22 protein-coding genes are annotated in these 26,749 nt (G+C 62.7%); 8 read left to right on the top strand and 14 right to left on the bottom strand.

Features of this window, described 5'->3' with window-relative positions; all coding sequences use genetic code 11:
* Window positions 1–475: 475 nt before the first annotated feature.
* Window positions 476–1,234: a phosphatase PAP2 family protein gene (locus tag I41_RS22110; protein ID WP_145435070.1), complete on the top strand. Its 759-nt coding sequence runs from the start codon at window positions 476–478 to the stop codon at window positions 1,232–1,234.
* Window positions 1,235–1,406: 172 nt separating this feature from the next.
* Here I41_RS22110 and I41_RS22105 read toward each other — a convergent pair whose 3' ends face one another.
* Both I41_RS22105 and I41_RS22100 read right to left on the bottom strand, forming a co-directional pair.
* A complete protein-coding gene (locus tag I41_RS22105; RefSeq protein ID WP_145435069.1) occupies window positions 1,407–2,714 on the bottom strand; it encodes a molybdopterin-binding domain-containing protein in 1,308 nt (435 codons plus the stop codon).
* Window positions 2,715–2,841: 127 nt separating this feature from the next.
* Window positions 2,842–3,618 (bottom strand): hypothetical protein, encoded by a 777-nt coding sequence (locus I41_RS22100; RefSeq protein ID WP_145435068.1) that lies wholly within the window; start codon window positions 3,616–3,618, stop codon window positions 2,842–2,844.
* A 258-nt stretch (window positions 3,619–3,876) separates the two neighbouring features.
* On the opposite strand from I41_RS22100, the gene I41_RS22095 reads away from it, so the two are divergent.
* The gene (locus tag I41_RS22095) at window positions 3,877–5,145 is read left to right on the top strand and encodes a glycosyltransferase (RefSeq protein ID WP_145435067.1); all 1,269 of its coding nucleotides are present in this window, start codon (window positions 3,877–3,879) and stop codon (window positions 5,143–5,145) included.
* A gap of 88 nt (window positions 5,146–5,233) precedes the next feature.
* On the opposite strand, the gene I41_RS22090 is transcribed toward I41_RS22095, so the two are convergent.
* Entirely contained in the window at window positions 5,234–5,980 is a 747-nt protein-coding gene (locus I41_RS22090) for a tetratricopeptide repeat protein (RefSeq protein ID WP_168207084.1), read from the bottom strand.
* Between the two features lie 420 nt (window positions 5,981–6,400).
* On the opposite strand from I41_RS22090, the gene I41_RS22085 reads away from it, so the two are divergent.
* Window positions 6,401–6,865: a hypothetical protein gene (locus I41_RS22085; RefSeq protein ID WP_315852435.1), complete on the top strand. Its 465-nt coding sequence runs from the start codon at window positions 6,401–6,403 to the stop codon at window positions 6,863–6,865.
* Window positions 6,866–7,037: 172 nt separating this feature from the next.
* On the opposite strand, the gene I41_RS22080 is transcribed toward I41_RS22085, so the two are convergent.
* The 9 genes from I41_RS22080 to I41_RS22040 form a co-directional block, all read right to left on the bottom strand.
* Window positions 7,038–7,292: a hypothetical protein gene (locus I41_RS22080; RefSeq protein WP_145435065.1), complete on the bottom strand. Its 255-nt coding sequence runs from the start codon at window positions 7,290–7,292 to the stop codon at window positions 7,038–7,040.
* A 151-nt stretch (window positions 7,293–7,443) separates the two neighbouring features.
* Complete coding sequence (locus I41_RS22075; protein ID WP_145435064.1) at window positions 7,444–8,118, bottom strand: FHA domain-containing protein; 675 nt, start codon at window positions 8,116–8,118, stop codon at window positions 7,444–7,446.
* Between the two features lie 454 nt (window positions 8,119–8,572).
* Window positions 8,573–9,466 carry a lipoate--protein ligase family protein gene (locus tag I41_RS27820; protein ID WP_210421034.1) on the bottom strand — a complete coding sequence of 298 codons (894 nt, stop codon included), beginning with the start codon at window positions 9,464–9,466 and terminating at the stop codon, window positions 8,573–8,575.
* Window positions 9,467–9,568: 102 nt separating this feature from the next.
* On the bottom strand, window positions 9,569–11,110 hold the full coding sequence (gcvPB, locus tag I41_RS22065) for an aminomethyl-transferring glycine dehydrogenase subunit GcvPB (protein WP_145435063.1): 1,542 nt from the start codon (window positions 11,108–11,110) through the stop codon (window positions 9,569–9,571).
* A 201-nt stretch (window positions 11,111–11,311) separates the two neighbouring features.
* Entirely contained in the window at window positions 11,312–12,679 is a 1,368-nt protein-coding gene (gcvPA, locus tag I41_RS22060; RefSeq protein ID WP_145435062.1) for an aminomethyl-transferring glycine dehydrogenase subunit GcvPA, read from the bottom strand.
* A 111-nt stretch (window positions 12,680–12,790) separates the two neighbouring features.
* The gene (gcvH, locus tag I41_RS22055; RefSeq protein WP_315852434.1) at window positions 12,791–13,189 is read right to left on the bottom strand and encodes a glycine cleavage system protein GcvH; all 399 of its coding nucleotides are present in this window, start codon (window positions 13,187–13,189) and stop codon (window positions 12,791–12,793) included.
* A gap of 134 nt (window positions 13,190–13,323) precedes the next feature.
* Entirely contained in the window at window positions 13,324–14,445 is a 1,122-nt protein-coding gene (gene gcvT, locus I41_RS22050; RefSeq protein WP_145435060.1) for a glycine cleavage system aminomethyltransferase GcvT, read from the bottom strand.
* A 227-nt stretch (window positions 14,446–14,672) separates the two neighbouring features.
* Window positions 14,673–17,183: a ribonuclease R family protein gene (locus I41_RS22045; protein ID WP_246133727.1), complete on the bottom strand. Its 2,511-nt coding sequence runs from the start codon at window positions 17,181–17,183 to the stop codon at window positions 14,673–14,675.
* Window positions 17,184–17,424: 241 nt separating this feature from the next.
* Window positions 17,425–18,393, bottom strand: a complete 969-nt coding sequence (locus I41_RS22040) for a 3'-5' exoribonuclease YhaM family protein (RefSeq protein WP_145435059.1) — start codon at window positions 18,391–18,393, stop codon at window positions 17,425–17,427.
* Between the two features lie 477 nt (window positions 18,394–18,870).
* On the opposite strand from I41_RS22040, the gene proS reads away from it, so the two are divergent.
* The 5 genes from proS (at window position 18,871) to I41_RS22015 (ending at window position 24,766) form a co-directional block, all read left to right on the top strand.
* Window positions 18,871–20,388, top strand: coding sequence for a proline--tRNA ligase (gene proS, locus I41_RS22035; protein WP_145435058.1), 1,518 nt, complete (start codon window positions 18,871–18,873; stop codon window positions 20,386–20,388).
* A 310-nt stretch (window positions 20,389–20,698) separates the two neighbouring features.
* Window positions 20,699–21,052 carry a hypothetical protein gene (locus I41_RS22030; RefSeq protein ID WP_145435057.1) on the top strand — a complete coding sequence of 118 codons (354 nt, stop codon included), beginning with the start codon at window positions 20,699–20,701 and terminating at the stop codon, window positions 21,050–21,052.
* 144 nt (window positions 21,053–21,196) lie between these two features.
* Window positions 21,197–21,730, top strand: coding sequence for a DUF4416 family protein (locus tag I41_RS22025; protein WP_145435056.1), 534 nt, complete (start codon window positions 21,197–21,199; stop codon window positions 21,728–21,730).
* Between the two features lie 306 nt (window positions 21,731–22,036).
* A complete protein-coding gene (locus I41_RS22020) occupies window positions 22,037–23,104 on the top strand; it encodes a DUF1573 domain-containing protein (protein ID WP_145435055.1) in 1,068 nt (355 codons plus the stop codon).
* A 111-nt stretch (window positions 23,105–23,215) separates the two neighbouring features.
* A complete protein-coding gene (locus I41_RS22015) occupies window positions 23,216–24,766 on the top strand; it encodes a multiheme c-type cytochrome (RefSeq protein ID WP_145435054.1) in 1,551 nt (516 codons plus the stop codon).
* An 84-nt stretch (window positions 24,767–24,850) separates the two neighbouring features.
* Here I41_RS22015 and I41_RS22010 read toward each other — a convergent pair whose 3' ends face one another.
* Window positions 24,851–25,603 (bottom strand): YebC/PmpR family DNA-binding transcriptional regulator, encoded by a 753-nt coding sequence (locus I41_RS22010; protein WP_145435053.1) that lies wholly within the window; start codon window positions 25,601–25,603, stop codon window positions 24,851–24,853.
* 132 nt (window positions 25,604–25,735) lie between these two features.
* Window positions 25,736–26,665, bottom strand: a complete 930-nt coding sequence (locus I41_RS22005) for a hypothetical protein (protein WP_145435052.1) — start codon at window positions 26,663–26,665, stop codon at window positions 25,736–25,738.
* Between the last annotated feature and the right edge of the window lie 84 nt (window positions 26,666–26,749).

The following is a 26,749-nucleotide window of genomic DNA, read 5'->3' as shown; positions in this document are numbered from 1 at the left end:
GTGGTAGTTGCGCGTCGTGTCGACGGTTGAAATAGGTTCTTCGTTGGGGGGTAGCAGTTCGCGGGGCGACACTCGCCGGGATGGAGGCCGACCCCCGGGCGGAGCCCGGGGCTAGATAGCAAGTTGCCGGAGCGTGCTGCAACAGAAGCCTAGCGGATTGGGTGGCCATTTTCTGCAGGGTAGTTTTGAGATTTTTGAGAGGGAGAAAGCAACCGCCGTCGGCCATGGAAATGCCGGGGCGGGGAGATTGGCCACGAAACTGATGAAATGAACGAAAGCAGGATAGAGTGTCTCTGGCTGCCTCTCTGCGCCTCTGCGAGAAATTTGGGCTTTTGGTGAGATCTCTCGCAGAGGCGCAGAGAAGTATGAAGAGAGGATGGCATTAACTTTTATTACTTTCGTCTGTTTCGTGGTTAAACGCATGTCGTCCCTTGGCGTCCTTGGCGCTTAAAACTAATGCGGTTAGGGAAATGTGATGGCAAGCAGCGACAAGACGAGCTTGGCGAGCGAGACGCTGGCCGAGCATCGGCGGTGGACGCGCTCGGCGCTGATTTTGGCGGTGGTCTCCGCTCTGCTCGCGATTGGCTTTTTTAGTTTGTCGCGGGCGGTGGTGCGCGGCTCGACCGGCGATTTGGACGAACGAATATTGCTGGCGATGCGTATGCCGGACGACCTGGCCGATCCGATCGGTCCGCGTTGGGTGGAGGAGGTCGGCCGGGACATGACGGCGCTCGGCGGCGTGGCTGTGCTATCGTTGATCACCGCCACGGTCGTCTCGTTTTTCTGGCTGGCTTCGATGCACCGCGCTGCGATCTACGTCGCCATCGCCGGCGCCGGCGCCATCTTGCTGGCGACGGCGCTGAAGCAGTCGTTCGATCGACCGCGGCCCGACTTGGTGCCGCACGGGTCGATGGTCTACACGTCGAGCTTTCCCAGCGGACATTCCACGATGGCGGCGGCCGTCTATCTGACGCTGGGGATGGTGGCGTCGCGATTTGTGCCGCGACGCCGGCTGAAGATCTTGCTCATCGGCGTGGCGATGCTGGTGACGGGCGCCGTTGGCGTGAGCCGCGTCTACTTAGGGGTTCATTGGCCGAGCGACGTGCTGGCCGGTTGGGCCGTGGGAGCTTCTTGGGCGCTGGTGTGCTGGTGCGTCACGATTTGGCTACAGGATCATGGCGTAATCGAGCAGGATTTGGCGCACCCGATCGAGGTGCGGCGGGCTTCGCTTTGACGTTGGCGTGAGAAGAGTTAACCGCCAAGGACGCCAAGAGCGCCAAGGAAATACAACAGACAAAATAGGAACCGCCGATGAACGCAGATAAACGCAAATAAGAAATTAATTCATCCGCGTTTATCTGCGTTCATCGGCGGTTCCCAAATTCTTCCTTGGCGCTCTTGGCGGTTCAATTCATAAGTGCCAGGAGACGTTGCATTAATTCTTCGGCTGTGGGGCGAGTCGGCGCGATCGCAGCGCGGAGGGGGAGGGCGATGTTGTCGCTGCGGAAGACTTCTCCCGAAGTTTCAATGCCGAAGGTCGGCGTGAAGATGGCGACGGCCGCTAGCTTCGCCGTTTCGGTGGCGTGATCGTCGAGGACGATCGTCGGAATCTGCTTTAAGTGATCTTGCGCGGCGGCGGAGAGAGCCGTCGTTGGCGGATTGAGTGGGTCGGCGGCGATAACGATCGCTGCGTCGGCTTCGCCGCGTTCGAGGATCGCACCAGCGGTTGACTCGCCGGGGACGCTTTGCGGATAGCCGGCGGCGAAGTTGACGGCGTTGGGGAAGCCAGTCTGCCAGGCGAGGACCTGAGCGGCGCCGGCGGCATTGCCCGGTTCGCCCAAGGGGAGCGCGACGGCCCGGGTGTGGCGGTGGAGGTCGCGGACGAGCTCGGTGATCGAGTGGGCGATGGGATCGGCGCCGCCGGGATCGGACTTATCGGGCGCGTAGAAGATCGCCGCGTAACGGGCATGCTTCAATCGCTCGGCGAGGTACGCCCATTGGGCTAGAGAAGCCCCCGTTTGACGCTCTACCTGGTCCTCGTTCTCGATCCGCACGTCTGCCGGCGTGGCCGCGGCGGCGATGGCGCGGACGACGGCGAGGGAGGCGAGGTCGCTGTCGGTGCGGAGCGTGAGGGCGTCGTCGGCAAGCGAGGTCGAAGCATTTCGCTCCGGAGCGACGACGATGACGCGCCGCTTCGTCGGGTGTTCGCCCGGGGCTGCATACGGGTGGCGGGCGATGCGCTCGAGGTGGCGCGGATGGGTGACGGCAGGGTTGCAGTTCCAGTAGACGATCAGGTCGCTGCGGTCGGCGACTTCGCCGAGCGTGGCGGTGACGGCGCCGAGCGTCTGGATGGCGGCGTGATTTTGGCTGCGGCCCGCGGCGTCGGTGGGGTCGATCGTCGCGCCGAGGCGGTCGGCAAGCGCCACGGCGGCGCGCTGGGCGTCGACCGTGGCGTGTTGCAGGCCGAAGAGGAGCGGGGCGCTGGCGGCCTGCAAGATTTCAGCGGCGCGGGCGAGGGCGGCTTCGAGCTCGGCGGGCTGGCCGTCAATCATCGCGGCTGCCGGCGGTGCGGGGCGTTCCCCCAAGAAGAACGCGGCAGCGACAGGGCAGGGGGGCTCGACGCGCGCGATGCGGCGGCCCTCGATGGTGAGCGTGAGGTCGTCGCAGAGACAGCCGCAGGCGGTGCAGACGTAGTCGGTGATTGTTTGAGACATTGAGCTAGCGTAGGGAGTTGAAGCTCGCAGGATGCTTGGGAATTAATGACGAATGACGAAATCCGAATGACGAACGCAAGCGTGTTTCATTCGTCATTCGGATTTCGTCATTCTGGTTTTTCCGAAGTTAAGGACCGGCTGAACTCGTTGCGGCGAAGAGGCTGACGGCGAGGTAGAAAACCATGAGCAGCCACCAACCGAGGACGACCAGGCGGGGCGGGACATATCCGGAGGCATTGGTCACGAGGCCGCCGAGGGCGATGAAGCCGAGGATCATGGCGAGGTACTCGCGCGGCATTAGCATCGATAGACCCATGGCGATGGCCGCGGCGGTCATCGTGATGAAGAGCTCCTGCATCGAGAAGGCGAACTTCACGTCGAAGAAGGGGGGCTTCTCCAGGGGCTCGACATCGGCCGCGGCGGGGAGTTCGGGGTCGAATGGCGATGCAGGCATCGGCGGCGCCGTTCCCGGTGCAGTTGCGGTTCCCGCCGCGGGGCGTCCCTTGCTTGCGAAGAAATCTTCGCGGCGACGGGCGCGTTCCGATTCTTGCTGGCGATCGAGTTTGGACACCCAGTACCAGCCGAGGGCGACGGCGGCGACCATGCCCAGGAAGATCGCCATGCAACCGCCGAGGATGAGTTTCACCGTCATCCCGATCGCGAGGATGGCGGTGATCAGCAGCAGCGTGCGGGTGGTGAAGCGGAACGACTTCAGGCCGCTGAGATTGAGCTCGAGATCGCTGTAGCCGCTGTGGCCTTCGTAGAGTTCGTCGACGTCGATCTTTTTGACGGCCGACTCGACGGTGTGTTGCGCGCGGGCTTGGGCGTGGGCGATGATCTCGGGATCGACCGGCTCGAGTTCGAGCTCGAAGTCGTCGTCATCTTCCGGCGGTTGGGGGGGCATTCGACTGGAATCGTTAGGAATGAATCGACTTGGGGAGGAATGTCAGTTGTCAGTGGTCCGTTGTCAGTTGCGATTGAAATGCAGGCCTTTTGGCAACTGACGACTGACAACGGACCACTGACGAACTCCATTGTCATCGCAGTGCAGGGCAATCGCAACGTCGGTCTCGCCGCGAGCGGGGTTGTCGGTTCGGCGAGGGCGTGCGACGATTGAGCCCAGTTCCACGATCTTCTACGGCCGGGTGATGGAAACGGGGCGATGCATCTGATTCTCAGCGCGTTTGGCAGCTACGGCGACGTGCTGCCGATGGTCGGGCTGGGGGCGGCGGTGCGGGCGCGTGGGCATCGCGTGTCGGTGATCGTGAACCCCTATTTCCAATCGGTAGTGGAAGGCGCCGGCCTGGAAATGTTGCCGCTGGGGACGGCGGATGAGTATCGGGAACTGATGCAGCATCCCGATCTGTGGCACCCGCAGCGCGGGCTGACGCTGGTGCTGACGCGCGGCGCGGCCCATTACTTGGATGAAGTCTACGCGCTGCTTGAGTCTCAGGTGACGCCGGGCGAGACGGTGCTCGCGGCCCATGGGCTCGACATGGCAAGCCGCATCTATCATGAGCGGCACGACGTGCCGCTGGCGACAGTGCATTTCGCCCCGATGGCGCTGACGACCGTGCATGAGACGTCGCGCTACATGGGCGTGCCGAATATGGCGACGTGGCCGCGCTGGGCGAAGCGCGGCGTTTTTTGGGCGGCGGACAAGTGGAAGATCGATCCGCTGATTGCGCCGGCGGTGAACAAGCTGCGCGCGCGGCATGGCTTGCCGGCGGTGGCGCGGATCTTCACGCAGTACAACAACTCGCCGCAGTTGGTGCTGGGATTGTTTCCCGATTGGTTCGGGCCGATGCAACCCGATTGGCCGCCGCACACGGCGCTGGTCGGGTTCCCGTTGTGGGACCCGCCAGCGGAGCAGCAGTTGAGCGCGGAAGTCGATGAGTTTTTGAACGCCGGCGAGTCGCCGATTGTCTTCGCGCCCGGCTCGGCCAACGTCCAGGCGACGGACTTTTTTCAGACGGCCGCTGACGTGTGCGTGCAACTTAGTCGGCGCGGCGTGTTGATGACGAAGTACCCGGACCAGTTGCCGCAGCAACTTCCGGCGAACGTCAGGCACTTTGGGTTCGTGCCGTTCAGCCAGTTGCTGCCGCGCGCGGCGGCGCTGGTTCATCATGGCGGAATCGGGACATGCGCGCAGGGTCTGGCGTGTGCGCTGCCGCAAGTGGTGATGCCGATGGCGTACGACCAACTCGATAACGGAACGCGGCTGGCTCGACTCGGGGTGGGAGCGATCGTTCCCGAGGAGAAGTTCAAAGCGACGCGCGTGGCGGCGACGTTGGGGGCATTGCTCGCGTCAGATGAGGTGCGCGAGCGCTGTCGAGACTACGCAGGCCGTTGCGACGGCGCCGCTTCCCTTGACGCGGCGAGCGATTTGCTCGAGCGTCTGCACGCCCGGCGGGGGGATCGCGTGCGGTAATGTCCGTAGTCAGTTGTCAGTGGTCAGTTGCGAATGGAAGTTTGGCATTTCCGCGACTGACTACTGACTACGGACCACTGACACCCGTCTAATATCGCACCGAAGACTGCCACTGATCGGCGGTCCGTGTTCCCGGCGTCGGATTAACCAGCGGCGAGGCCGGCATCCCGGCTCCGGCGCCGGAAGCTTGCAGCGCCGCGACGCGCGCGGAGATCTCGGGCTGGTAGCGGTTCACCGAGAGTGAGCGCTGATAGTTGGCAAGCGCTTGCGCGCGATCGCCTTGCACTTCGCGGAGCCGGCCAAGAGCGGTGAGGGCGCGCGGGTTGTTCGGGTCGATCGCGAGCGCTTCGACCAGGCGCGCCGAGGCGAGCTGTGAGTTGTTTTGCTCTTCGAGCAAGCGAGCCAGCTCGATCTTCGGATCGGCCAGCTGCGGGCTGCGGGCCGACCAGCCCTCGAGCAAGCGGAACGAGGCGTCGGTGCGGCCAGTCTCGACGAGCAACACCGCCAGCCCGCGGTAGCACTCCGCGTGATTCGGGTCGTACTCCAGACACTGGTTGTAGTAGCGTTCGGCCTGGGCGAGGTCGTTGGGGTTGTTCGTCAGCTTGCCCGATTTATGGAGCGCGGCGGCCAGGTTGTAGTAGCTGGTGGCCGATTTGGGGTCGTTCGCGATGGCGCGTTGAAACGAGTCGGCGGCCTGCTGATAGTTGCCGGCTTGATAGAGGCGGACCCCCTCGGAATTCAGCGCGGTCGAGGTCACCTGGCTGCAGCCGGCGGCCAGGGCCAAGGCGGCGGCCAGCCCGACGGCGAGTCGGCAGTAGGTGAAGGGGGATGGCATCGGAAGCTCCTCGACGAGTGGGCCGGGTGGAATCAATGGAGCCGGCCAGTCTGGTCGCGCGGGGATGGTAGCGACGGGCCCGGGTCGTCGCAACCTCGCTTCCCATCGCCCGGCCATCCTGGCGGGGTGAAACGTCGGCCCGGAGGTGGCCGGCGATCTGAGCGCCGGCTGAACCGGTTAATGGGCGCCGTCAAAACACCCTGTAACGACCCTTCCGACGATCCGGCCGCAGGGCCGGAGCGGTTCGCTGATCCGTACCAGCCGATCAAGCCGGCAAGACCCCTTAAGTGTGCTATTTTTCCTAGTCGGTCTACTTTCTCGCCGCCGTGGACCGATCTCTGCTAGCGTCAGGGACACCGTGCCCGCCGTCCCGCCGACCGCCCGCCACGGGCTTTCCCATCGAACGGAGAACACCTCGCCATGGCTGCTAAGAAGTCCCCCGCCGTCGCCGCTCGCAAGTCCGCCCCGTCGAAGACGGCCGCCGCTCCCAAGCAACGCACCGCCGCGACTCCCCGTTCGGCCTCGCGGAAGAGCACGAAGGCCGGCGACGAGATGGTGACGATCGACCGCCGCCGCAACGAGGAGTCGGCCCCCGCGCCGGCACTGGAACGTCGGGCCAAGGTGCAGCGCCGCCGGCAGATCGACCCGACCACTTGCGAACGCGACTACTCGATTGAGGAAGTCGAGTTCATGAACGCGATGGACGAATACAAGCGCAAGAACGGCCGGATGTTCCCGACCTGCAGCGAAGTGCTGGAAGTGATTCGCGGGCTGGGCTACGTGCGACTCTCTCCGGCCGGGCGGGCGATGCTTGCCGCCGAGGGCGAGGTGATGGGCGAAGGCGTGATGAGCCAGGAAGAGGAATTCGAGACCGCGGGATTCTAATTGAATTTGCCGCAGATCGCTAATGCAGCAACGGCCGCCGACGATTGTCGGCGGCCGTTGCTGCGTTTTAGCGGACCAGGAAACTCCGTCATCCCGAGCGGAACGCGGGATCTGGCGTCGATAGCGAGCGTCTAGATACGTGGCTGCGCTCAGAATGACGCAAGTAGGTTAATCAGCGCTGAATATCGGCGACGATATCGCGGAGCTCGTTGACCGAGACGTCGGCGAGCTGCTTGCCGGCTTTGGTCAGACGCTCGTTGATCTTGATGGCCGTCTCTTGCAGCATGCCGTGGGTCTCCTTGGAGCCGCCGGCGAGCAGAAAATTCGGACCCCGCGTGATTCGCTTCTGGCCGTCGTCGGCGTCGAAGGCGAGTCCGAGTAACGCGGCCTTGGGCTTCTGGGCGCGAGGTTGGCGTTGGATATCCATCGGCGGTAGAGCAGGGTGAATCGCGTGGGCGGGAGTAAACTGAAAGCCACCTGCTCGGCGGGTGGACGAAGCTAGCGCCAAGGTTCTCGGCGAGTCGTCCACCGGTCGAGCCGGTGGCTTTGATTGTACGTCAGGAGGTCGCCGAAGGTTCTTAGCGGCGGCGGCTCCAGGCGCGGAGGGCCTCCACGGCCGCTTCGCGGCTGTCCTTTGTGCCCGACTTGTCGGCAACCTTGGGGAGTTTGCCGGGCTCGGGCTTCGCGGGTTTGCCCGAGTGGTCGGTCGGCTTTTCCGACTCGGCCGCCTCAGCTGCTTGGACCTCGGCGCTGGCCGCTTCGGCGGCTGCGGCGTGCATCTTCTGAATCGCGTTCGTGTCGTCGATGCGGATGGTCTGCGTTTCGTTGAGGGCCGAATTCGGACCCAGCAGCCACTTGCTGATGTCGTCGTCGCCGATGCTGTCGCTCGGCGTCGTCGCGGTGCGGACCACGGCTTCGGCGACGCTTTTGACTTCGGGCTTCTTGACGCTGTTCAGACTGCTGGTGATGGTGAGCAGGAACTTCAACGGGCCGACCGTGATCTCGTCGCCTGAGGCAAGCTCGACCGTTCCTTCGATCTTGTTGCCGTTGACGAGCGTGCCATTGCGGCTGCCCATGTCGCGGATCGTGACCTTCGACTCGTCACGGCTGATCATGCAATGCTGCCGACTGACGGCACTGCTACCGGCACACAGGCTGCAAGCCTGGCTGCGCCCGATGGTGAATTCGGGCTTTTTGATGGCAATCTTCGCGCCGACTTTCGCGCCTTCCAGCACTTTAAGGTTAACGTCCATGGCCGAGCCTCTATTTCAAGCCTGCCCGTAGCGGGACATCGAGCGCGAAGCTCCACGCCCACCGCGCAGGCTGCTGTCCCTAAGCGCAATCGATGCGCTCCAAAGCCGTTGGTCGCAGTGAGATCAACCCAAAAAACTCTGAGTCTGTCTCTCCGAAGGCCGTGTCCATAGTCAATCGAGCCCCCCACAGGCTCAGATTGCGAGAATAACACGGCCGCCGTACCCAGTACAGCAAAATCCAGACCCAACTCTGCGGGAATTGTACCGCTCGTCTCTAAATCACAAACCCCCCGTCGGAGTTATTCCGCGTACTGCCGCGGCAACCCGCACGGAGATCGGCTTGCGCGCATCGCGGCTGGCGATTGGCTGTCATCCGTATCCGCTGGTTCCCTAGGGCCCTAAAGCCGCCTCTACGGTACGTATCGGGCTGGAAACGTTGAGGTCTCCATGCGAATTACCGCCGCCGGGTCCAGGCGGCAGCGGCGTATTTCTCGATACGCAACTGCTCCGCGCGCTTCATTACATCTTCGCCATGTCTTGGCTGATTCCGGTGGAACTCGAGCTGCAGGCAAGCGGCGAGCACATTCGACCAGTGATCCACCAGCCATTGAGGCGAGATCGACTTGCCCGAAATTTGTTTGATGCCGGCAAGTTCAGGAGCTGCGGGCGACCGATCGAGCAGCACCGAGCCATGCTGGAGAACGGCGCCCCGGCGCCGACGCTGGGCGCTGCCGACAATTTTCACGGGCAGTTCGGCAGCGACGGCGGTGGGCAGCACGACGTCGGCCGAGGTGCGGCGGGCGAAGCAGAGGAAAGGTTCGTCGGCTACGGCGACTCTTTCTTCTTGGGGGAGGGGACTCTGATCCCGACTCGACTCTAAGGGCTGGGGTAGATTTGGGGGCGACGCGAAATCGGCGTCGGAGACGCCTCCCGCCGACTCGCCTGCCGCAGGCTTGGCTCCGGCTGAATCTCCATGGAGCGAGGCCGTGATCCCTTCCTCGGCAAGCAAGTTAATCAGCGAGCGGTGGACGACATCGTACAGCTGGGGCGACTGGCGAGCCAGGGGATGGTCGGCCGGGAGGGAGATGGAGTAGGTCAGCTCGCGATCGTGCATCAGGGCGCCGCCGCCGCTTTGCCGCCGCACGACTGCGGCCTGGCGGCTCTCCGCGTGGGTGTCGCGCTCGTCGTAGGCCTGAAAGTATCCGAGGGATAGCGTCGGCTCCTGCCACTGGTAGAAGCGAAGCGTCGCGACGCCCAAGTCGGCGGCCTGCTCCAAAAGAGCTTCGTCGAAGCCCATGTTCCAGGCGCCGTCGAGGGGGGGATCGACGATCAATCGGCAGGGCGTCATCTGCTGTACTTATCTCACGCAAAGGCGCGAAGGCGCAAAGAAGAATTGCAGGAGGCCAAATGCACCCCTTTGCGCCTTCGCGCCTTTGCGTGAAATCCTTTCTTAATCAACCCGGCAGCAGAGCATGGGGTTGCGGGCTGCTTGGACTTCGTCTGGGCGGCTGATCGCCGTGGTGTGGGGCGCTTCGTGGAGCAGCTCGGGGTCTTCGCCGGTGATGCGGAACAGCGTCTCGGCGAAGGCGTCGAGCGTTTCCTTGCTCTCGGTTTCCGTCGGTTCGACCATGATTGCTTCGGGGACCGTCAGCGGGAAGTAGACGGTCGGAGCGTGGTAGCCGAAGTCGAGCAATCGCTTGGCGAGGTCCATCGCCGCGACGCCGCGCTCGGCCTTGAGCTTCGAACCGCTGGCGACGAACTCGTGCATACAGCGATCGCCCTGCGGCACCGGCAAGATATGCTTCACCTTGCTGAGCAGGTAATTCGCGTTGAGCACGGCGTTCTCGCTGACGCGGCGGAGGCCATCGGGCCCGTGCGTGCGGATGTAGCAATAGGCACGGAGCAGGACGCCGACGTTGCCGAAGAAGGAGCGGACGCGGCCGATCGAGTGAGGGCGGTTGTAGTCGAGGCGGTACTTAGGAGTCAGGTGTCGGGAGTCAGGAGTCAGATCACGTCCGAGGCTTGAAGTTCCTGCTGACTCCTGATCCCTGACGCCCGACTCCTCTTCCTTCACCACCATCGGCGAGGGCAGATACTTCGCCAGCACCTCCGTCACGCAGATCGGCCCCGCGCCGGGACCGCCGCCGCCGTGGGGTCCGCTGAAGGTCTTGTGGGGATTGTAGTGCTGCATGTCGGCGCCGAAGTCGCCGGGGCGGGTGACGCCGAGGATGGCGTTCATGTTGGCGCCGTCGAGGTAAACGAGCCCCCCCTTGGCATGGACCGCATCGGCGATCTCCCGCATGTTCGGTTCGAAGATGCCGACCGTGTTCGGGTTGGTGATCATGAACACGGCAATGTTATCGTCGAGCTTCTTGTAGAAGTCTTCCATGTCGACGCCGCCGTTGCTGCGGGTCTTCACGGTGATCGTGTTGAAGCCGGCCATCACGGCGCTCGCCGGATTCGTGCCGTGAGCGTTGTCGGGAGCGAGAACCTTCCTGCGCTGCGCAGCCTGACCAATGTCGCGGAAGTAAGCGGCGGCCACGAGCAGCGCGGCGTACTCGCCCTGGGCGCCGGCGGCGGGCTGCAGCGAGCAGGCCGGCAGGCCCGAAATCTCCGACAGGTATTGCTGCATCTCGTAGAGGACGTGGAGCATCCCCTGAATCGTCTCGGCCGGCTGCAGCGGATGGAGATCGGCAAAGCCCGGCATCGCGGCGGCCCGCTCGTTCCGCTTGGGGTTGTACTTCATCGTACAGCTGCCGAGCGGATAGAAATGGGTGTCGACCGACATGTTGAGCGTCGACAAGTTGAGGTAGTGCCGAATGATTTGCGGTTCCGGCACCTCCGGCAGCGCGGGGGGCGCGGCGGCGACGGCGCTGGCCGGCAGGAGGTCCTCAATCGCCGTTTCCGGCACGTCGCACGCCGGCAAGCGAGCGGCGCGGCGGCCTGGCTTGGAGAGGTCGAACAAGAGCTGCGTATCGCGGGTATTTCGCATCTGTTTTTTTACTTCTTTTTTGAACCGCCAAGGACGCCAAGAGCGCCAATGGGGGACTGGGGAACCGCCGATGAACGCAGATAAACGCCGATGAATTGGTTTCTCATTAGCGTTTATCTGCGTTCATCAGCGGTTCCTGTTTTGTCTTTTGTATTTCTTGGCGCTCTTGGCGTCCTTGGCGGTTAATCTTCTTCGCTGTTTCTAGACGTGAGCCGGTTGGCGTGCTGACTTCGCGGTGAGTGATTTAACCAGCGCATCAATATCGGCCTTCGTCCGTTTCTCGGTGACGGCCACCAGGAAGCAGTCGCTCAGTTCTGGGTACCAGCGGCCGAGCGGCAACCCGGCGAGGTAGCCGGCGTCGAGCGCGTCACGGAGCAGGCCAGCGACGTTGTTCTCGGCGTCGCGGATGACGACTTCCTTGAACGTCGGCGCGTCGAACGCCTGGCTGAACCGATCGTGCTGGCAGAGCTGCTCGGCCAGGTAACGGGTCTTTTGCAGGCAGAGGTTCGCCGTTTCGCGGAGGCCTTGCGGGCCGGCTTGGGCGAGGTAGACGCTCGCGCGGACGGCGAACAGGGCTTGGTTCGTGCAGACGTTGCTCGTCGCTTTGTCGCGGCGGATGTGCTGCTCGCGGGTTTGCATCGTGAGGACGTAGCACTTCTTGCCGCGGCGGTCGGTCGTCTCGCCGACGATGCGGCCCGGCATGCGGCGGACGAGCGAGTTGTCGCATGCCATGATGCCGAGATAAGGGCCGCCGTAGCTCATCGGCGTGCCAAGCGTGTGACCCTCCGCGACTGCGATGTTGGCGCCGTAATCGCCGGGGCGCTTGAGGAGGCCAAGGCTGATGGGATCGAACACTGCCACCAGCAGGGCGCCCGCACCTTTCGCCACGGCGGCAACGCGGTCGGCGTCTTCGATGCAGCCGAAGAAGTTCGGCTGTTGTAGGATGACGGCTGCGGTGCGGTCGTCGATCGCCGCGGCGAGGGCGTCGGCATCGAGTACGCCAGCGGGGCAATCGAGCGTGACCAGCTCGGCGTCAATGTTCTCGAAATAGGTCGCAATCGTTTGGCGGTATTCGGGGTGGAGCGTCGACGGCGCGATCACTTTCGTCCGATTGCCGCCGGCGTGGAGGGCCATCAACGCCGCTTCGGCCGCGGCGCTAGCGCCGTCATAGAGGCTGCTGTTGGCCACGTCGAGCCCGGTCAGGCGCGTGATCAGTGACTGGTACTCGAACATCACCTGCAAGTTGCCCTGGCTCGCCTCCGCCTGGTACGGCGTGTACGAGGTGTAGAACTCGCTCCGCGAGCCGATGACGTCGCAGACCGACGGGACGAAATGGTCGTAGCTGCCGCCGCCGAGGAAGCAAACCTTCGTTCCCGCATGGTCGTTCAGCGCGGTGAGCTGCCGCAGGTGCTGATCGAGCTCCATCTCCGATAGCGCCGGCGGCAAGTTGAGCGGCCGCTTCAGCTGCAGGGCATCAGGAATGGGTGCGAAGAGCTCGTCGATGCTGGCGGCGCCAATGGCATCGAGCATTTCGCGCTGATCTTCGGGCGTGTTGTAGTGATAGGGCATGGAACCAACTGGGGAATGCTGAATGGGGAATGGGGGGCGTGGGGGCATAGCGCTATTGGGGCGAGGTCTTCATTTGCCCCATTCCCCATTCCGCCTTCCCCATTCGTATTTTTAGTGTCCCTCTTCGGCGCACTGCTTTTCGTACGCGGTGAAGTCGAGCAGGTTGGCGAGGTTCGACTCGTCGGTGATGCGGATCTTGGCAATCCAGCCCTCGTTGTAGGGGTCGCTGCCGAGGATCTCGAGCTTGTCCGGCAGGGTCTTGTTGACCTCGATCACCTCGCCGGTGACGGGGGCGTAGACGTCGCTGACGGCCTTGACCGATTCGACTTCACAGAAGGGTTGTTCGGCCTCGACCTGGGCGCCAACCTTGGGGAGTTCGATGAACACGAGGTCGGTGAGGGCCTCGACGGCGAACGCCGAGATGCCGACGGTGGCGATCTTCTGGCCGGCGACTTCGGCGACAGAGACCCATTCATGCGTTTTGGCGTAATGAAGATCTTCGGGTTTCACTTGTGCAATCTCCCGAGGTGGCTGGGTGGAGGTATCTCACGCAAAGGCGCGAAGGCGCAAAAGAAAAGACAGGAAGCTTAGGTTCTTGTTTTCTTAGCGCCTTCGCGCCTTTGCGTGAAATCTTTCTTCTTTACTTACTTCCCGCGCTGATAAAACGGCAGCGGGACGACTTGGGCGGGGTGGTGTTGGCCGCGGATGTCGACGGCGAGCGGAGTGCCGGGGGCGGCGGCCGTTTGTTTGACGAAGCCCATCGCAATGGGCCGTTCAAACGTCGGCGAAAACGTGCCGCTGGTGACGGCGCCGACCGGCTCGTCGCCATGGAGAATCACCGCGCCTTCGCGGGCCGGGCGCTTTCCTTCGAGTTGCAAACCGACGCGAACTGATTGCTGGTCGTTCTTCTGGGCCTTGATAATCGCTTCGCGACCGACGAACTCGCGCCCGCGGAGATTGATCGCAAAGTTGAGGTCGGCCTGGACCGGGTTGATTTGCTCTGACAACTCATGCCCGTAGAGCGGCATGCCGGCTTCCAGCCGCAGCGTGTCTCGTGCGGCTAGTCCGACGGGACCGCCGCCGAGCGGTTCGGCCCGTTCGATCAGCCGCGTCCAAATGATGCCGGCGTCGGCGGCGTCGCAGATGATCTCACAACCATCCTCGCCCGTGTAACCCGTGCGGCTAACGAAAGACCGAAACGAGGCCACGCGGGCCATGACGCCAAAGAAATAACGGAGCGACGTCAACTCATGGTCGCAAACGGCGTCCAGCACCTCGATCGCCTTCGGACCTTGGATCGAGATCATCGCATACTCGGCGGTCTTGTCGTCGATGCCGACGTCAAACTCGCCGCGACGCTGGTTCAGCCAGGAGACGATCTTCTTGCGATTGCTGGCGTTCACCACCAGGCCGTAGCCGCTGAGTCCACCTTCGGGCAGCTGAATCTGATAGACGAGAATATCGTCAAGCACGCCGCCTGCTTCGTTGCAGACGAGGGAGTAGCGGACCTGCCCCGCGGTCATGTCATCGATTCGCCGCGTGAGGAGCGAATCGAGGAACCGCTGGGCGTCGGGACCGTCGATGATCAGGCGGCCCATGTGAGAGATATCGAACAGTCCGGCCGCCTTGCGCGTCGCCTGATGTTCTTCGACAATGGACGTATACTGCACCGGCATCGACCAGCCGGCGAAGTCAACCATTCGTCCGCCGTGGGCGACGTGCCAACCATGAAGCGGCGTTCGCAGGAGTTCCGATTCGTCGTTCATGAAGGTACGGCTACCGCGGAGGGGAGTGTCGATTGTTGTACGCCAATTGCGCGCGGGGCGGAAGAATCGAGATTGCGCAGTGACTGGTAAAATGCGTCGGAGTGAATAACTCGCTGCTGTTCACTCGACTTCGCTGCGACAGCGCAGCCAGATGTTCAGAACCGCAAGACCGTTGCTCGAGTGCAGCCGTATTCTACGGGTCGCGGGGCACGTCGCCAGGGGCGGACCTACTTCCGACGCTTGCCCCCTTTGCGAGGGCCCTTTTTCTTGCCGGGCTTTACGGGGTCGTGAGGGCTGGCGGGACTGCGGCGACTGCGAGTTCTCGGCGAGGGGACGTTTGATTTGCCGATGCGGCCGAGCAGGCGGAAGTCGAGTTGTCGTCGGTCGACGTCGACCGCCGCGACCGCGACGCGGACTGGATCGCCCAGTCGATACGAATTGCCGCTCCGTAGGCCATGGACCACGTGGCCCGCGCGATCGAACCGGTAGTAATCGTCGGTGAGGGCGGCGATCGGAATAAAACCCTCAGCCGGGATGTCGGAGCCGGTGACGAACAGTCCAAAACTCTCGACGCCAGTGATGTAGCCGTTCATCTCCGTGCCGATTTTGTCGGCGAAGTAGTTGAGCAATTTCACTTTGTTCAATTCGCGTTCGGCTTCGGTCGCCCGCTGCTCGCGGTCGCTGCAGTGGTCGCCCAGGATCAGCAGCGTTTCCAGGTTCTGCAGCGGCTTCTTGCCCTGTGCCAGCTCGTCGATCAGTCGGTGGATCGTCAGGTCGGGATAACGGCGGATCGGCGAGGTGAAGTGGCAATAGCAGTCGCTCGCCAGGGCAAAGTGTCCCTCTTCCTCGGGGCTGTAAACGGCTCGCTGCATCGAGCGGAGCGTCGCGTAGTTGATGGCATGTTCGCGCGGATCGCCCTCGATGTCTTTGAGTAGCTTCTGCAGCGCGAAGCGACTTTCCAAGCTGTCGGTCTTGATGCCGAGCTCGCTGACGAACGCCGTGAGGGCTTTGAGTTTCCGCGGATCGGGCGCCCCGTGGACGCGGCGGAGGAAGATCAGCTCGGCGTCGAACAGTTTCTCGGCCACGGCTTCGTTCGCGGCGAGCATGAATTCTTCGATGATCTGATGGCTCTCGGTGTTGACCTCCAAGTGGGCGCCGGTGACGCGGCCATCCTTGTCGAGATCGATCTCTAGTTCGGGACGGTTCAGTTCGAGCGCCCCGCGGCGGAAGCGGCGTTCGCGGAGTTGCATCGCGAGCGCGAACATCCGTTCGAGTAGGGCGTCCACTTCTGGGGTGAGGTTGGAGAAGACGCTGGCGCTGGTTTTTGCGGGGCGAGCTGGCTTTTTTGGGGAGGGCGTTTCGGTGGGGCTCGCGCTTGGCTGCGCCGCGCGGCTAACCATGCCGCGGGCGAGGAGGTATTCGTCGACCTCTTCATACGTGAAGCGCCGGCGGCTTTTGATCGCGCTCTTGAACACGTCGGTTCCAATCCGCACGCCGTCGGCGGTGAACTCGATGCGCGCCGTGATCGCGTAGCGAATCCGGTCAGGCTGCAAGCTCGCCAGGTTGTTGGAGATGATCTCCGGCAGCATCGGGATCACGCGATCGGGCAAGTAGACGCTGGTGGCACGGTCTTTCGCTTCGCGATCAAGGGCCGTCTTCGGCTGGACGAAGTGCGACACGTCGGCGATGTGGACGCCGAGCAGCCAGTGACCGTTGTCGGCGCGCGTGAGCGAGATGGCGTCGTCGAAGTCGCGGGCCGTCACGGGGTCGATCGTGATGATCGTCTCGCCGGTGATGTCCTGCCGATGCAATCCGGAACTCTCCGTGCCGATCGATTCGTCGAACTTCTCCGCCTGGAGGCGCGCGTCTTCGAGCGCGTCCTCGGCGAACGGCCCCGGCAGGCTGTACTCGTGCATGATCGACAGCGTGTCGACCCCCGGCAGGCCGCGGTTGCCGAGCACCTCGATGATCACCCCTTCGCCGTCGTGGACGTGCGAGGGGAAGCGGACCATCTCGATGACGACTTTGTCGTCGTGCTGCACTCCCTTGGCGCCAGGGTCGCCGACGTAGATCGGCTGCGTGAAGAGCTTGCCGTCGATCTGCACCATTCCCATGCCGCCTTGCTCGAAATAGGTGCCGACAAAGCGATTGGTAGCGCGGTCGACGACGTCAATGATCCGCCCTTCAAGCTTGCCGCCGCGGCCGCGCTGGCTGATCTTGACGCTCACCGTATCGCCGCTGGCCGCGTCGCCGGCGGCGTTGGCGGGGATGAAGATATCGGCATCGCGACCTTCCACGCGCTGCGTTCCCTCGGGACGAACGAAGCCAAAGCCGGCCTCCATGCGGCGGAAGGCGCCGACGATGTGATCAGGGTCGCCCTTCGGTTTTTTCTTCTTGGGTTTAGGTTCCGACTGATCGCCGGCTTCGTCGACCGCCCCTGTCGTGAGCGGGCTAAATGGTTCCAACGGCGTGGGGAGTTCTTCTGAGCTCGTGGTCGCGTCGTGTGCCGGAGCCTTCCCCCGTCCCCCTTCCGCCTTCCCCCCTCCGGCCACCGGCAACACCATGTGGTTCGAGCCGTACGCCACGAGCCCCTCGCGGACCATCTTCTTGACGGTCTTGCGCACCGTCTCCGCCTCGTCGCCCGTAAGCCCGAGCCGCTTGGTGATCAGCTTCGGCTTCATCGCCTTGTAGTCGGCGTGATTGACGATCGAAAGGATTTCTTCGCGGAGATGTTGCATGGTCGCTTGTTCTTGAGAGGAACCACGAAGGCACTAAGGCACGAAGATGACACGAAGAAGAAAAGAGAATTACGGAACCGCAAATGAACGCGGATGAGTGCCGATCAATAAATTACATATCGGCGTTCATCTGCGGTTTCAGATTGTCTTGTCCTTGGTGCGTCCTTCGTGCCTTGGTGTCTTCGTGGTTGGTTTTTCTTTTGATGCGCCGGGGGCGGGACGCCCCGGCTCGCTTGGGTGGTTATATCGCTCCCTTGTAGAGCTTCCGCCCGATCTGCGTGAAGTACTGCGTCCAAGGACTATCCGCGTTCGGGCAGTCTTTGATCAGTTGCGTAAAGCTCGCCAGCTTCGCGTCGAGGTTGTCGAGATGGTGCAGCGCCACCGCTTCGAGCGTCATCGGCAGCTTCGAACTGCCATACTCGTACTCGCCGTGGTGGCTCACGATCATGTGCTTGATTTCGGTGATCAGCTTCTCCGGCATCGGCATCCCGTCTTTGCGGATCGCTTCGCGGACTTTGTCGTCGACCATCGTGATCGCCATGATCATGTGGCCGAGCATCTGGCCTTCGTCGGTGTAGGCGATGTCGCGTTCGTAGCTCAGCTCGTCGACTTTGGCCGCGTCGTGCAGGAAGGCGCCGACCAGCAGCTTGTCGCCGTCGAGCTGCGGATAGCGCGGGGCCACGACCAGCACCAGCTCCATGAGGCTCACCACATGCTCGAGCAAGCCGCTCTTGTAGGCGTGGTGGTTCTTCATGCCGGCCGGGGCCAGACAGAACTTGTCCATGAACGATTGGTCGTCGACGAACGCCTTGACGAGCCGTTGCAGCGGCGGCGTTTGGATCTTGGCAAGGATCTCCACCAGCCGGGCTCGCATCCGATCGACGTCGGCCGACTGCAGCGTCATGAAATCGGCCTCGCACACCTCGTCGGGCCGCGCCCGGCGGATGCGGTTGGCGATCAGCTGCATGGTCCCCTGGAACAACTGCGTCGCGCCGTCGACCACCACGAAGTCGCCGTTCTCGAACGCCTTGTAGTCGTCCTCGCTGGCGTTCCACATGCGGGTGTTGATCGACCCGCTCCGGTCGCTCAGATCGACCTGCAGATAGAGGTTGCCGTTCTTGTTCGGCCGCAGCAGCTTCTCGGAGGCGAGAAAAACTTGCTGCACTGGTTCGTTATGGGCGAGTTGGCTGACGAAGCGACGATCAGGCATTGCGGAGGGTTCGGGGTTCAGGTGTTGGGGTTCAGGTAGCCGCGGCTCAACGAGCCGCGGGGGCGAATCTTGGGAAGGACAATCATACCAAAATCAGCCTCGGCCGTATTCGCCGTGGGTTTGGGCCGTGCTGGTGGACGCTTCAGAATTGAACCGCCAGGGACGCCAAGAGCGCCAAGGAAATACATCAAAGAAACCGCCGATGAACGCAAATAGACGCAGATGGGAGGAACAGTTGAAAGCCACTGGCTTTATTTGCGTTTATCAGCGTTCATCGGCGGTTCCTCCGCATTTTTCTTCCTTGGCGCTCTTGGCGTCCTTTGCGGTTGACTTTCCCATGAATCAGAGCAAGCCTACGGTCGCATTCCGCAGGGGAGGCGAGTCGTTTAGAATGGCCCGCTTTCGCCAGTTCGCTCCGGCGGGTTGTTGACCCGCGGCTACTCGCTGAACCCCGACGCCTGAACCCACCGCTCCGCCATGTCCGGTAAAACCGCCATCACTCCCACCCGCAGCGAAAACTACCCGGAGTGGTACCAGCAAGTCGTGAAGGGCGCCGATCTCGCCGAGAATTCCGACGTCCGCGGCTGCATGGTGATCAAGCCGTGGGGCTATGCGATCTGGGAGAACATTCAGCGACGCCTCGACGCGATGTTCAAGGCGACCGGGCACGAGAACGCCTACTTCCCGCTGTTCATTCCGATGAGCTTCCTCGAAAAAGAGGCGGAGCACGTCGAAGGGTTCGCCAAGGAATGCGCCGTCGTGACGCACCATCGGCTGGAGCCGAACGGCAAAGGAGGCCTCCGCCCGGCGCCCTCGGCCGAACTCGAAGAGCCGCTGATCGTCCGGCCGACAAGCGAAACGATCATCGGCGCCACGTTCGCGCGGTGGGTGCAGTCGTACCGCGACCTGCCGATCCTCATCAACCAGTGGGCCAACGTCGTCCGCTGGGAACTGCGGACGCGGATGTTCCTGCGGACCACCGAGTTCTTGTGGCAGGAGGGGCACACCGTCCACGCCACCGCTGAGGAAGCGCAGATCGAAACGCGGCAGATGCTCGACGTGTACGCCGAGTTCGCCGAAGGCTCGATGGCGATGCCGGTCATCAAGGGCGAGAAAACCTCGGGCGAACGCTTTCCCGGCGCCGTGAGTACCTACAGCATCGAAGCAATGATGCAGGATCGCAAAGCGCTGCAAGCGGGGACGAGCCACTTCCTAGGACAGAACTTTGCGAAGGCCCAGGAGATCAAGTTCCAAAGCGAAGCGGGCCAACTCGAATACGCCTGGACCACCAGCTGGGGCGTGTCGACCCGGCTGATCGGCGGGCTCATCATGACCCACTCCGACGACGACGGCCTCGTGCTACCGCCGAAGCTCGCCCCGGCGCACGTCATCATTCTGCCGATCTACAAAACGCCGGAAGAGCGCGCCAAGGTCGTGCCGTTCTGCGAAGGGCTGAAGAAAGATCTCGGCTCTCAACAGTATGCGGGCGAAGCGGTTCGCGTGCGGATCGACGATCGCGACATCCGCGGCGGCGACAAGAAGTGGCAATGGGTAAAGCGCGGCGTGCCGATCCGTTTGGAGATTGGCCCGCGTGACATTGCCGATGGGAAGTTGTTCCCAGCCCGTCGCGATGGTGTGAAGTACGAAACGAAGCCGACGCCCGAGGAGTTCGTCGCCAGCATTGCCAAGACGCTCGCCGAAATGCAGCAAGGCCTGTTCGATCGCGCCGCCAAGCTCCGTGACGAAGCGACGGTGAAGATCGACACGCTCGCCGAGTTCGAAAAGTTCTTCACGCCGAAGAATGCCGACAACCCCGAGATCCACGGCGGCCTGGCGTACTGCCACTTCGTCGATTCGCCTGAAATCGAAGAGAAGCTCAAAGAGCTGAAGGTCACCGTCCGCTGCGTGCCGCTCGACGGCGAATCGGAGGCGGGAACGTGTATCTTCACCGGTAAGCCGAGCACCAAGCGCGGCGTGTTCGCGAAGAGCTACTAAGGTCGCTCCGCGAGGCGTTCCGGAGGGCGGTGGCCCTCCGGCTGGTAGGCTAGCAATTGACTTGCAATTGCGACTTGCATTGCTATAGTGAACCTAAGTTCACTATAGGGCTCAGCCCCTTAAATGTCGCGCAATAGCCGGACCGCCACGCGGTCCGGGCGGCGCCCCGCAGGATCCAGTGATGCCCTGCTGCCTCTTCACCTACCACGCCTACGGCAGTTGGACGCCGGACCGCAAGCAAGGCTATGTGAAACGCCATCAAGGCATCTTGCAGCAAGACTTGCAGAAGCATGGTCTCTAAGCGAAGGCAATGACCGAAGAGATCGTCAACTTCTCTTCGGAACACCAGCGCTGCATCATCGAAAGTCTCATCAAATCACAAACGCCACAGCGTTTCGAGCTTCACTACATCGCCACTGACCCAACGCACATCCATGCGTTACTCGCCTGGCGCGATGAGCGAAACGTCGTGCCGATGCGCGGGTTGGTCAACGGCTCGATCAGCCGTGGCTTGAATGCGGCAATAAAGCAGCGCACATGGCTCAGTGAGGGTGGGAGTCGGAAGCGGGTGCGTGATCGAGAGCATTTCGATTACTTGATGACGGTTTACTTGCCGAAGCATTCGGGGTGGAAGTGGAGCTTGGCGAAGGGGTTTCATCGTTAGGGATGAAGACTCCATCGGCCCGGAGGGCGTGGCCCTCCGGCTAGTGGGGGAGCGCAGCGCGCTGGTACGATAAAGCGAGGCGCTACTCGTTCGCTTCCCTAAATAGCCGGACCGCCACGCGGTCCGGGCCCCGGCCTCCATCACATGGGCGACATTCACGAACCGCTGCCAGTCCAACTGCTCGTCGCGGCCAGCAGCCGTTACGAGGAAGCCCTTCTGTGGGGCCTCCGCGAGTGCGAGACCGAATATGGCCCCGCCGCTGCCGTTAGCCCTGCGTTCGACTTCACCGAAACCAATTACTACGACGCCGAGATGGGCGTCGAGCTCAAGAAGCAGTTTTGGGTCTTCGAGCAGCTCGTCGATCCGGGCAACCTGCCGGCGATCAAACGGCAGACGAACTTTCTCGAAGCTGAGTACGCCGGTCTCGAACTCCACCCCGAGCCGCGGCCGCTGAACCTCGACCCCGGCTACATCACCCTCGCGAAGCTGGTCCTCGCCTCGACCAAAGACCACGCCCACCGCATCTACATCGCCGAAGGCATCTACGCCGAGGTGACGCTGTCGTACCGCAAAGGGGGCTGGCAGCCGTTCGAGTGGACCTATCCCGACTACCGCCGCGACGATTTCCAGGCGTTCTTCACTCGTTGTCGGGAACTGCTGCCGCGCGTCCGGCGGTAAAATTGACGCTTGGCCAATTTCAGGCCTAGAATAAAAGTTCGTTGGAAATGCAAATGCTTTAACACAGAGAGCACAGAGGACACAGAGAAAACCAATTACAGTCGAAGTCACGTGAATTCTATTCTCTGTGATCTCTGTGCTCTCTGTGTTGAATGTCTTCTACGTAGATCCTAGCCATGAAAACGACACTCGTCTGGTTACTCGCCGCCGCGACCATTGGCGTCGCCGCCGGCGCCGCCGTCGGCTACTGGGAAGCGAAGCCTTGGACCGTGCGCGGCGGCAAGGTCGCCATCAAGGGGTCTGCGAATGACGGGCGAAGCGGAAGCGCAGCCCCCCGCCACCGCCGCTCAGGCGTCGATCGACGAGACGACGTTCAACTTCGACAAGATGGAGAGCGGCACGACCCAGCAGCATACGTTCGAGATCAAGAACGGGGGGAAGTCGCCGCTCGACCTTGAGTTCGTTTCGCACACCTGCAAATGCACCACCGTGGAGCTGAATGGCAAGTCGGTCGAGCCCGGCGCAAGCGCTACCGTGCCGCCAAGCGAAGCGGCGAAGGTGCTGCTCGAGTGGGCCGCCAAAGTGCCGGCCGGCCCTTTTCGGCATGGCGCGACCTTTACCACCAACGATCCTGAGCGCTCACGTTTGGAACTGACGGTCGAAGGGGACATCGTCGAGTCGACGACGCTGCAACCGTCGCTGCTTAACTTCGGCAATGTCAACGTCGGTGCCGAGGGGAAAGCGGAAATGCTCGTCGTATCCTTTTTTGAACCGGAAGTGACGATCGAATCATTCGAGGTCACCGACGCCAAAGTCGCGGAGCAAACGGAGGTGACGATCGAGCCGGTCGAAAAGTCCGCGCTGCCGGACAAGGCGCTTGCGGCGGCGAAGGTCGTGGCGACTTTTAAGCCGAAGGGAACAATCGGCCCGTTTGCCGGATCACTGAAGATGAAGACGAATCTGAAGCGCGCGTCCAGTCTCGAAGTGCCGGTGTACGGGGCGGTGAAAGGCGATATTTCGATCGCCGGTCCAGGATGGGTGGACGCAACCGGCACGCTGCGAATCAGTCCCGCCAAGAGCGCCGATGGCTCGTCGAGTCGGCTGAACGTGTCGCTGCGCGGCGAGCACGCCAAGTCGACCGAGCTCAAGGTAGCCAGCGTGACGCCCAACGAACTGAAGGCCTCGCTCGGCGAGCCAAAGGTGATTCGGGATAACTTCGTGCAGATCCCGCTGACCGTCGATATTCCGCCCGGCTCGCGGCCGATCGTGATGATGGGCGAAGACCAAGGGGGCGAGGGGGAGATTGTCCTCTCGACGACCCATCCGCAGACGCCCGAAGTGCGGCTGAAGGTGGCGTTTGTCGTGAAGCCCTAGGGTCCCTTGCCAGCCTGCGGTCCGGCTGAAACGCGGTGGCCCCGTCGCGCGGCAACTTGTACGATAGTGGTTTCGGCGCCGACGACGGTTACTCCCCTGGCGATTGACACCATGAGAATTCCTACGCTTGCGGCAATCGCCCTGGCCGCGCTTGGCCTGCTAGCAATCGGAGGCAACGCCGCCGATCCGGCCGCCAAGCCGAAGATCGATCCGATTAAGGCCAACGGCGAGATCTTCGTCGGTTGGCCCAAGCCGGAGTTCGCGCTGGTGATCTCAGGCGAACTGGACGGTTACCTGGAACCGTGCGGCTGCGCGGGGCTGGAGAATCAGATGGGGGGACTCAAGCGGCGCGAGACGCTGCTCAAGGACCTCAAGGCCAAGGGCTGGCCGATGGTGAATCTCGACATGGGCGGGTTGGTCAAGCGGCTCGGCGTGCAGAGCGAAATCAAGTACCGCTACGCTCTCGAATCGCTCGTCGACCTGGGATATCAAGCCATCGCGCTGGGAGGACGGGAACTGGGGCTCGGCAACATCGACGCGGTCTCGGGCGCCCTCATGAACATCGATCCGGCGAAGAATCCCGTCGTCTCGGCTAACGTCGGCATCTACGGTCTCGAGGAGTCGGTCGAGATGGGGATGACCGACCGCTTCCGCATCATCGAGGCGGGGGGCAAGCGGATCGGCGTGACGTCGGTCCTTGGCGCCAAGGATCAAGCGGCGCTTGCGGGGCGCGGCGATATCGCGGTTATCAGCGCGGCGGCTGGCTTGGCGCAGGTGGCGCCGCTATTGGCCGCGGAAAAGTGCGACCTGCAGGTGCTGATGGTTCACGGAGATCCTGCCGAAGCGACGGCGCTGGCGCTGCAGTTCCCGCAGTTCCAAATCGTGGCCACGACCGGCGGGGCGGAAGAACCGCCAAAGACGCCGAAAGCGATTCCCGGCAGCAAATCGCTGCTGGTCGAGGCGGGACACAAAGGGATGTACGTCATTGTCCTCGGCTTTTACGCCGATCCGAAGACGCCGATCCGTTATCAGCGCGTGCCGCTCGATGCGCGCTTCGTCGAAGGGACGGCGATGAAGGAGAAGCTCGTCGCCTACCAAAGCGAGCTCGAAACGATGACGCTAGCCGGGCTCGGGCTGAAGCCCGTGGCGCATCCGGACGGGGAGTTCGCGGGCTCCTCAGCCTGCGCGGACTGCCACACCGCCGCCTCGGAGGTGTTTAAGAAGTCGCCCCATGCGCACGCGACCGACACGCTGGTGAAGCTCGACCCGCCGCGGCATTTCGATCCCGAGTGTCTCGCCTGCCACGTCACCGGCTGGCGACCAGAGGAGTACTTCCCCTACAAATCGGGCTATCTTGGTCTCACCGAAACGCCGGAGATGCTGCAAAACGGCTGCGAAAACTGCCACGGCCCGGCGGCCGACCACGTGCGCGTCGAGAACGGCGAGGTCGATGCGACTGATCAGGAAAAGGAAGCCCTTCGCGCCGCATTGCGTATGAACATTGTGGCCAACGAGGGAAATAAGGACGGGCAGGTCTTCGAGGAAGGGCAGGTCGTGAAAAACTGCATGCGTTGCCACGACCTCGACAACAGCCCCGACTTCGACTTCCAGAAATACTGGCCGGCAATTAAGCATGTGGGGAAGTTAGGGGCGGAGGACTGATGGATGTCAGTTACTCAATGCTTGATAGATCGGCCATTCTCTAGCATCTAGCATCTAGCATCTAGCATCTAGCAGCCGGCAGCCTTACGCATCCGCCAGTTCTGCCATCACGTCATCGGGAATATTAAAATTCGCCGATACGCTCTGCACGTCGTCGTGATCGTCGAGCGCCGTCATCATCTTCAGCACGCGTCGGGCGTCGTCGCTGCCAATGTCGACCGTGTCTTTCGGGATGCGCGTGATTTCGCTCCCTTCGGTCGGCACGTTCGCGGCCTCTAGGGCGGCGCACACCGTTGCGAACGCGTCGGGCTCGGCGATCACTTCAAAAACGTCGCCTTCCGTCCGCACGTCGTCGGCGCCCGCTTCGATGGCGAGCTCCATCAAGGCGTCTTCGCCGATCTTGTCTTTGGCGACGCGGACCAGCGTTTTACGGTCAAACATCCAGGCGACGCAGCCCGTCGCGCCAAGCTTCCCGCCGGCAACCTCGAAGATCTTGCGAACTTCAGGAGCTGTGCGATTGCGGTTGTCGGTAAAGATCTCGCAGAGAACGGCCACGCCTGCGGGGCCGTAGCCTTCGTACAGCACCTGCTCGAGATTCCCCCCCTCAAGCTCGCCGGTCCCCTTTTTGATCGAGCGCTCGATCGTGTCCTTGGGCATGTTGCCCGCCTTGGCGTCGGTGATCGCGTAGCGGAGCTTCAGGTTGGTCGCGGGATCGCCGCCCCCTTCCTTTGCCGCCACGATGAGCGCCTTGGAGAGCTTGCTCCACAGCTTGCCGCGCTTGTTGTCGATGACCGACTTTTTGTGGGCGATGTTCGCCCAATGGGAATGGCCTGCCATGAGAATCGAATCAGCGTCGAGAGGGGAGTGTGAGGCTGGATGCTGGTTGCTCGATGCCGGCGACTAGAAGCTTCCATGCACTCAATCAAACGACGAGCATCGAGCATCCAGCAACTAGCATCCGCCGTCGCGCTAGCGAGGCTTCTTTTTCACTAACTTCTTGGTGGCCGCCGCCGGCTTCTTCTTGGCCGGGGGAGCCGGCTTGGCAGCGGGCTTCTTCGCGGGGGGCGCCTTCTTTTCCGGCTTCTTTTCGGGCTTTTTCGTCGCCGCGGGCTTGGCGGCTGGCTCCTCTTTCTTCGTCGGCTTCTTTGCCGCCGGAGGCGCTGGCGGCGCGGCCGCCTTCACGGGAGCGGGAGCAGGCGGAGCCGGTTCCTCGGCCTTCGCGCGCTTGGGCAAGTGGTCTTTGCAGTCAGGTTCGATCTCGAGCAGCAACTTGCGGATCGTCGGGCCGTAGGGGCTGCGGTGCATTTCAACGCCCAACTGGTGCAGCAGCGAGCCGGTCTCGACGCCCTTGTTCTTCGGAACGGTCCGCTCCAGGCCAGGAACGGCGCCCTTGGCGGCTTCGGCGTCGGTCACCACGCCGACGATCCGCATCGATTCCAAGAGGCCCTGATTTACCGGAATCGAATGCCCGCCGAGCGACTGCTGCGTGACGTAGGCGACGATGAAGGACGTGCTGCCGTTGTACTTTTCCAGCGTCTTCACCGCGACGCCGATGTTCTGCTTCTTCAGCGGTTCGAGGTCGAACGAATAGTGCGTTTCGAACACGCTTTGCAGCACGCGCTTCAGCCGCGTGGCCGACTCGGTGGGATCGTTCAGCGGTTTGAGCACGTCGGACAACTCGCGTATCGTGCTGACGCGTACTTCGTTCCAGTCAAAATAGTCAGTCGACAGCGAGTGAAACACCTTCTCGGCCGCCTCATGGAGCGAATTCTCCAGGCAGCAAGCGAAAAGCAGATTCTGCAGCAGCGAACGCTCCTTCGGCGGAGCGACCGGCTTGTAGTGCTTCTTGACGACCTTGAGCACCTTGGTGATGAGTGCTGCGCGATTCTTGCTGGCCATGGGCGAATTGTCTCAGTTGGCGTCGACGACAGTGGGCGGCCGCGGTTCCTCCTGAACGCGGCGGCCGAGGTCTATCAATTGGGT

The sequence above is a fragment of the Lacipirellula limnantheis genome (assembly GCF_007746075.1).
Taxonomy (GTDB): domain Bacteria; phylum Planctomycetota; class Planctomycetia; order Pirellulales; family Lacipirellulaceae; genus Lacipirellula; species Lacipirellula limnantheis.
The sequence above is the reverse complement of the archived record's forward strand: the minus strand, read 5'-3'. Positions and strand labels throughout refer to the sequence as shown.